Origin of the sequence: Caballeronia sp. (assembly GCF_049581465.1) — a bacterium.
Taxonomy (GTDB): domain Bacteria; phylum Pseudomonadota; class Gammaproteobacteria; order Burkholderiales; family Burkholderiaceae; genus Caballeronia.
In genome coordinates this window covers 1-5,040 of record NZ_JBAUSA010000493.1, presented here as the reverse complement: position 1 = coordinate 5,040, position 5,040 = coordinate 1, and the positions used below count along the sequence as shown (strand labels likewise).

Annotated in this window: 4 protein-coding genes; 3 read left to right on the top strand and 1 reads right to left on the bottom strand. The window is 60.7% G+C overall.

Annotated elements, in window-relative coordinates; translation table 11 throughout:
• Positions 1–251: 251 nt before the first annotated feature.
• Positions 252–2,603: an NADP-dependent malic enzyme gene (locus WCA53_RS12110; RefSeq protein WP_423909884.1), complete on the bottom strand. Its 2,352-nt coding sequence runs from the start codon at positions 2,601–2,603 to the stop codon at positions 252–254.
• Positions 2,604–2,830: 227 nt separating this feature from the next.
• On the opposite strand from WCA53_RS12110, the gene thiL reads away from it, so the two are divergent.
• From thiL to WCA53_RS12095, 3 genes are read left to right on the top strand one after another with little or no spacing between them, the layout of a single operon-like run.
• Positions 2,831–3,847, top strand: a complete 1,017-nt coding sequence (thiL, locus tag WCA53_RS12105; protein WP_423909881.1) for a thiamine-phosphate kinase — start codon at positions 2,831–2,833, stop codon at positions 3,845–3,847.
• Complete coding sequence (locus tag WCA53_RS12100) at positions 3,837–4,373, top strand: phosphatidylglycerophosphatase A family protein (RefSeq protein WP_423909878.1); 537 nt, start codon at positions 3,837–3,839, stop codon at positions 4,371–4,373. Before thiL ends, WCA53_RS12100 begins: the two co-directional genes overlap by 11 nt.
• Before the next feature lie 42 nt (positions 4,374–4,415).
• Positions 4,416–4,916, top strand: a complete 501-nt coding sequence (locus tag WCA53_RS12095) for a CinA family protein (protein WP_423909875.1) — start codon at positions 4,416–4,418, stop codon at positions 4,914–4,916.
• The last annotated feature ends 124 nt before the right edge of the window (positions 4,917–5,040 follow it).

The following is a 5,040-nucleotide window of genomic DNA, read 5'->3' as shown; positions in this document are numbered from 1 at the left end:
TTCGTGCCAAAAACCTGAAATGAGCAACGACGACACTGAGGTATTCGCGGTTTGAACGCGTTTCTTTGCTTCGTTTCTTTTCGCGTTTGAAAAGAAATGAAGTCCCGCCCCGGATAGGGGCTAACAGTAATAAGCAAGAAAATCCGACTTAAGCAGAACGACCACGCGAGCAGGAGGACTCCACCCCATCCCCACACTCGCCGCAATCAGAACCCAGAACCGCCCCAACCGCCCCAGCCCGAACCCAGGGCCTACCGAATACTCGCCGCCGCGTCCGCCACCAGCAACGCAGTCATATTGACGATTCGCCGCACCGTCGCCGAAGCGGTCAGCACATGCACCGGCAGCGCCGCACCGAGCAGCATCGGCCCAATGGCAATGTTGTTCCCCGCCGCCGTCTTCAACAAGTTATACGAGATGTTCGCGGCATCAATGTTCGGCAGCACGAGCAGGTTTGCGTCGCCCTTCAGCACCGAATCAGGCATGACTTCGCTTCGCAACTTCGCGTCCAGCGCCACGTCGCCGTGCATTTCGCCATCCACTTCCAGATCCGGGGCACGCTCTTTCAGCAACGCGAGCGTATCGCGCATCTTGATCGCGCTTGGCGCGTTGCTCGTGCCGAAGTTCGAATGCGACAACAGCGCAATCTTCGGCTCAATGCCAAAACGACGCACTTCCTCAGCCGCCATGATCGTGATTTCGCAGAGCTGCTCGGGCGTCGGGTCGACGTTCACATGGGTATCGACGAGGAAAATCTGCCTTCCCGGCAGCACCAGCCCATTCATTGCCGCATAAACGCAACAGCCTTCCTTCTTGCCGATAACCTGGTCGATAAAGTGCAAATGCCGGTGCGTCGTGCTGACCGTGCCGCAGATCATGCCGTCCGCTTCGCCCATCTTGACCAACATTGCGCCAATCAGGGTTGTCCGGCGGCGCATTTCCAGCTTCGCCATCTGCGCGCTGATGCCCTTTCGAGACATGATTTGGTGATACGCCTGCCAGAAATCGCGATAACGCGCGTCGTGATCGGTATCGACCACGGTGAAGTCCACGCCCGGCGTAAGACGCAGGCCGAATTTCGTGATGCGCTGCGCAATCACAGCGGGCCGTCCAATCAGAATTGGCTTGGCGATCTTTTCGTCGACCGCAATCTGGACCGCGCGCAGCACGCGCTCTTCCTCACCTTCGGCGAACACAATGCGCTTCTTGTCCGGCTCAACGCTGCGCGCGAGCTGAAACACCGGCTTCATGGTCGTGCCGCTGTGATACACGAACTGCTGCAGATGCTGCTCGTACGCGTCCATGTCTTCAATAGGACGCGTGGCCACGCCCGATTCCATCGCCGCCTTCGCCACCGCCGGCGCGATCTTCACGATCAGGCGCGGGTCAAAGGGCTTCGGAATCAAATACTCCGGGCCAAACGATAAATCCTGAATGCCATAGGCCGTGGCGACGATGTCGCTTTGCTCCTGGCGCGCCAGTTCCGCGATCGCGTTCACCGCAGCAATCTCCATCGCGCGCGTGATCGTGCTCGCACCTGCGTCGAGCGCGCCACGGAAGATGAACGGGAAGCACAGTACGTTGTTGACCTGGTTCGGATAGTCCGTGCGGCCGGTGGCAAGTACCGCGTCCGGGCGCACTTCCAGTGCCAGTTCCGGCAGGATTTCCGGCGTCGGATTGGCGAGCGCGAGAATCAGCGGCTTCGACCCCATGCTCTTGACCATGTCTTGCTTGAGCACACCGCCAGCGGACAGTCCGAGGAACACGTCTGCACCTTCCATGACCTCAGCTAGCGTACGAGCCGAAGTCTCGCGGGCGAAACGCTCTTTGTCCGGGTCCATCAGTTCAACGCGGCCCTTGTAGACCACGCCGGCCAGATCCGTCACGAAGATGTTCTCGAGCTTCATGCCAAGTTCGACGAGCAAATCCAGGCAAGCGAGCGCCGCAGCGCCTGCACCTGAAGCGACGAGCTTCACTTCGTCAATCTTCTTGCCGACGACAACCAACCCATTGGTCAAGGCCGCCGCAACCACGATCGCCGTGCCGTGCTGGTCGTCGTGGAACACCGGGATCTTCATGCGCTTGCGGCATTCCCGCTCGACAATGAAGCAATCCGGTGCCTTGATGTCTTCCAGGTTGATGCCGCCGAACGTGGGCTCCAACGCGCAAATCACGTCGACGAGCTTCATGGGGTCCATCTCGTTCAACTCGATGTCGAACACGTCGATGCCCGCGAACTTCTTGAACAGCACCGCCTTGCCTTCCATGACCGGCTTCGACGCGAGCGGCCCGATGTTGCCGAGTCCAAGCACCGCCGTGCCGTTCGTCACGACACCGACCAGGTTGCTGCGCGCGGTGAAGCGCGCGGCGTTCAGCGGATCAGCGACGATTTCTTCGCACGCGAATGCGACGCCCGGTGAATACGCCAGCGCGAGGTCGCGCTGGTTAATCATCTGCTTGGTCGGCGCGATCGCAATTTTGCCGGGGGTGGGGAATTCGTGATAATCGAGCGCAGCTTCGCGCAGTTTGGCTTTGGCGCTATCGGCAGGTGTGGTCATGAGGCGTCTGGCTAGAGCGAGATTAGAATAGATGTTCGAACACATTGTAGCGCCATTCAAACAGTCAACCCCGTAGACAATCCCTTAATCGGCGGGCTATAGGCCATCAGGACAAGCTGTGCATCGTTGTCGAAAGCCGCCCGCGACGCGTTCTCGCGGCTTGTCTGCTTTATCGAGATGGAACGTACGTCAATTCGCTCGCGACATTCACGGCTATTCACTGCCGTTCATTGCATCGCCCAGAACTTTTCCAAGTCATTGCCGGATCGCTGATGTCCTCAGAGTTTTCCCTCATCGAACGATATTTCGCGCAGCCCGCCGCCGCGCTTCATGCCAGCACACCTCAGGGCAAAGAGCCGAAGGCAACGCTCGGGATAGGCGACGATTGCGCGCTGCTTGCGCCCAGGCGCGGCATGCAACTCGCGATTTCCACCGACATGCTGGTGTCCGGCCGCCACTTCTTCCCCAATGTATCGCCGTGGAAACTCGGCTACAAAGCGCTCGCGGTGAACCTCTCGGATCTGGCCGCGATGGGTGCCAGGCCACGCGCGTTCACGCTCGGGCTGTCGATGCCCGACGCGAATGACCGATGGCTGGAATCGTTCAGCGAAGGACTGTTCCATATAGCCCGGCAATTCGATTGCGAGTTGATAGGCGGCGATACAACCAGCGGCCCGCACGTGTCCATCTGCATCACGGTGTTCGGCGACGTTCCTCAAAACCGCGCGCTGCGTCGCGACTCAGCGCATCCCGGCGATGACATCTGGGTCTCGGGCACGCTCGGCAACGCGCGCGCCGGGCTCGGCATCCGGCGGGGCGAATGGTCCATGGATGGAGGGGCTGCTGAAAGCGCGATGATTCAATCGCTCGAACAGCCCGAACCACGCGTGGCGCTCGGCATTGCATTGCGTGGCGTCGCGCACGCCGCGCTCGATATTTCCGACGGCCTGGCCGGCGACCTCGTGCATATCCTGAAGCGTTCGAAGGTCCGGGCAAGCGTGAATATCGATCTCGTGCCACGCTCGGAGGCGGTCGCGGCAATGCCGGCAGAAATGCAGTTGCAATGCGTCCTCGCGGGCGGCGACGACTACGAGCTCTGCTTCACCGCGCCCGCCGAGGCCCGCCCGAAGATCGAGCGAATTGCCAAGCGCCTGAAAGTGCCGCTCACGTGCATCGGTACAATTCACAACCTGGCCGCACCCGGCGACACGCCGGCCATCGACTGGCGCGGCAATAACGGCCCGGTTCTTTTTCGCGTCAAGGGTTTTGACCATTTTCATGCAGACTGATCCCACTATCGACACAACCGGCGGTGAGCCGCCGCCGAAGCCTTCGCGCCGCACGAGCGCGCGCTTCATGCTGTCGCATCCGCTGCATATCCTGTCGCTGGGATTTGGCAGCGGCTTGTCGCCGATAGCGCCCGGCACCGTCGGCACCTTGTTCGCGTGGGCGTCGTTCGTGGCATTCAATCCGTACCTGACAGTGGCCGAGTGGGCCGTGCTGATCGCGGTCGGCTTCGTCGCCGGTTGCTGGTTTTGCGGCTTTACCGCGAAAAAAATGGGGATCGCCGATCCGTCTCCGGTGGTGTGGGACGAGATCATCGCGTTTTGGCTCGTGTTGCTGCTGGTTACGCCGGCCACGTTCACCGGGCAGTTGTGGGCGTTCCTCGTGTTTCGCTTCTTCGACGCGGTGAAGCCCCCGCCCATCAGTTATTTTGACCGGCAGTTCAAGGGCGGTTTCGGCATCATGTTCGACGATATCGCCGCGGCGTTCTTCACCTTGCTTGTCATTGCGCTGTGGCGCATGACGATCTGATCCGGTCTTCCGAGCCAATCCACCTTCTCACCGAGACTCGACATGGCCACCGACAACATCGTTCACCAGCTCGCGATCCGTGCCGGCAACAAACTGCGCGACGAGCGGCTGATGCTCGCGACGGCAGAGTCCTGCACGGGCGGCATGGTCGCTGCCGCGATCACCGATATCTCCGGCAGCAGCGGCTGGTTCGAGCGTGGCTTCGTCACGTATTCGAATCAGGCGAAGACGGAGATGATCGGCGTTCCAGCCGATATGATCGAGAAGCACGGCGCGGTCAGCGAACCGGTTGCGAAAGCAATGGCCGAGGGCGCATTGAGAAACAGCCGCGCGCAGGTTGCGCTCGCGATTACCGGCGTAGCGGGTCCGGGCGGCGGCACGGACGCCAAGCCTGTTGGCATGGTGTCGTTCGCGTGGAGCAACCGCTTGCACACGGCGGTCGAGACCCTGCAATTCAAGGGCGATCGCAAACAGGTTCGCACTCAGGCAGCCGTGCACGCGTTACGCGGCTTGCTGGAACTACTGGAAAGAAGAGAACGGTGAGCAGACGGATAGTGGCAATCGAAGCTAAGAGAGAAACGGCCTTGCATGGATGGGCTTGCTGATGTCGTCGTTCGACTATGACTCAGCGCAGATCGTCAAATGGCTTGGCGCGCCGACCGTGGCC